At 43.0% G+C, this 2345-nt stretch carries 4 protein-coding genes; 2 read left to right on the top strand and 2 right to left on the bottom strand.

Annotation, left to right across the window (positions count from 1 at the left end; translation table 11 throughout):
• A partial coding sequence (locus PX636_RS14550) for a bluetail domain-containing putative surface protein (protein ID WP_288117665.1) occupies window positions 1–275 on the top strand: 275 nt, incomplete at its 5' end.
• A 186-nt stretch (window positions 276–461) separates the two neighbouring features.
• On the top strand, window positions 462–785 hold the full coding sequence (locus tag PX636_RS14545; protein WP_147070141.1) for a HesB/IscA family protein: 324 nt from the start codon (window positions 462–464) through the stop codon (window positions 783–785).
• Here the strand turns inward: PX636_RS14545 and mraY are convergent, their stop codons facing one another.
• Complete coding sequence (gene mraY, locus PX636_RS14540) at window positions 786–1853, bottom strand: phospho-N-acetylmuramoyl-pentapeptide-transferase (RefSeq protein WP_288117664.1); 1068 nt, start codon at window positions 1851–1853, stop codon at window positions 786–788.
• Window positions 1854–1898: 45 nt separating this feature from the next.
• Window positions 1899–2162 (bottom strand): DUF3134 domain-containing protein, encoded by a 264-nt coding sequence (locus PX636_RS14535; RefSeq protein ID WP_002760451.1) that lies wholly within the window; start codon window positions 2160–2162, stop codon window positions 1899–1901.
• Window positions 2163–2345: the final 183 nt, after the last annotated feature.

The raw sequence follows: 2345 nt of genomic DNA, 5'->3' as shown, positions 1-2345 counted from the left end.
GTCGTGCTGCTAATAGCACTGTCACCACTTTACAGAATTTAATCAATCAGGTATTTACTGATGCTAATGGAGCGATTACAGGTAATCACGGATTAGGGGTTAATAGTGCCGCCTTAGTGCAGGTAACAACCGGTGCAATAGCCGGAACCTACCTCGTTATTAATGATAGCACGGCTGGCTTCCAATCCAGCAATGATTTATTAATAAATATCACTGGATTTACTGGTACTTTACCAGCTTTAGGGAACATTCCAGTGGGTAATTTCTTTATCTAAGTTTCTAAGCTCTCCTTCTAAGTCACCTAGAAAAAGGGTTTCTCGGAGAAACCCGTTTTCTGTGTTAAAAATTGTCAGCTACCCCCGCCATTTATTAGTTACATATTTCTTAACATAAAGTTTGATAATAACTGTGGTATAACTTCACAAGAACTTGATATTATTATTACAATAGTCTCAAAAACAATGATCGAATTAAGTCCCGCCGCCGCTAGAGAAATTGAACGTTGGAGTCAAAGCCGTCGTCTGACTGGTTCCTATCTGCGTTTGGCAGTAAAAAACGGTGGTTGTTCGGGACTTCACTATCATCTCGAATTAACCCCTATTGTGGCAGAAAACGATCGCTTTTATCAAAGTCAGGGTATTAATATTGTAGTCGATCCTGACAGCGATCGCTACCTACAAATTTTAAAATTAGACTATTCAGAAGATCTCATGGGTGGTGGTTTCCGTTTTACCAATGCCAACACCCAAAATACCTGCGGTTGTGGTCTTTCCTTTAGCGCTTAATTAACTACTCCAAATAGCCAAGACAACTAAAAGCGCATTAACCAGATAAAAAGCTCCCACAATCTTCGTTTCCGTCCAACCACTTAATTCTAAATGATGATGAAAAGGAGCCATTTTTAATAATCTTTTGCCCTTGCCATCGGGTCCTTTTGTGGCTTTATAATAGATAACCTGAGCGATTACCGAAAGAGATTCCAGAAAGAAGAGACCACTAATTAAAAATAATCCCCAGAGATGTCCAGTAATTAAACCCACTGCAGCTAAAGCACCTCCCAAAGCGAGGGAACCCGTATCACCCATGAACACTTTAGCGGGGTTGCGGTTATGAAAAATGAAGCCTAGACAAGCACCAGCAAAACAAGTGCAGAAAATCGCTAAATCCGGATGACTAGGGGCGATAATAAGACCTAAACCCAAAAAAGCGATCGCACCTGTTCCCCCCGCTAATCCATCCACCCCATCGGTGAGATTAGTGGCGTTACTTTCAGCCACAAGGACAAATCCCGCCAAAATCCAGAAGAAAAAGCCCAAAGGAATGACTAATCGACCCCAAAGGGTGATATCGGTACTCACCTGATTGACCAACATCCAGAGGCAAAAAAGCACCGCCCCCGTTATCTGTAAAATTAACTTCATCTGGGGAGATAGGCCTTTATTCGACTTATAACGCAGAATTTGCCAATCATCTAACCAACCGATACCCATGTAAACAAAGGTCAGCAAAGCAACCGCCACCACATTAGGAGTAAATTTAGACCAGATTAAAGCGAAAATAAGGGCTACTGGCACAAAAAAGCTGCCTCCCATGGTCGGGGTTCCTGCTTTCTTTAAATGAGCCTGGGGTCCATCTTCGCGCATGATCTGACCCATTTTCAAGCGCCGTAGCATCGGTACTACTTGACAACCAAGACCACCACTGATTAATGTTGTGGCCATCAGAGGGAGTAACAGGGAATTAGTGGACTGAAAAAAAACTACTAACAGAAATAGTAATCCCGTTAGTAGAATCAGGAGATGGGTTCCAGTGGGTTTTTTAAAGATAGGGGCGGAAAAAATGTTAGCGTTCACGACTAAAGCGCCAGATAAGGGTAAAATTTGCCAAAGAAGACGGGATTAATCTTCATCTAAGACTAATTCATCCTCGTCGTCATCATAACCGATATCATCGACATCCATGAGTTCAGATAGTTCCACATCTTCTTCGAGAGTCAGATCCGGTTCGGCGATTTTATCCCGGGGAATCATGCGATTATTTTTTTCTAACCACTCGACAATGGAAGCGTCTTTTTTTAGGGGAATAACCGCGGCCGGTTCATAGCGGGGTTCTTGACGAATAGAAGGATTAAGCATAATTACTCGACGATTAGCAGCAATCATTTCGAGTTTACCATGTCTTTTAAGGCTCTGTTGACATCCTCGCCGCCGTAAAACGGACGGCGATTCCTCACCACGCCACTTTTTTAGGGTGGTCGCGTCAATGGGGTTGACGCAGATAGCGAAAAACGCTTAATTGCTTAAGTCTGACTCTTTCGACCCGTCCGTTTTGAGTGTCCGAATGCC

Origin of the sequence: Microcystis sp. M53598_WE2 (genome assembly GCF_030067735.1) — a bacterium.
GTDB classification, from domain to species: domain Bacteria; phylum Cyanobacteriota; class Cyanobacteriia; order Cyanobacteriales; family Microcystaceae; genus Microcystis; species Microcystis aeruginosa.
Note: the sequence above shows the minus strand (reverse complement) of the source record. Positions and strands in the feature narration are given on the sequence as shown.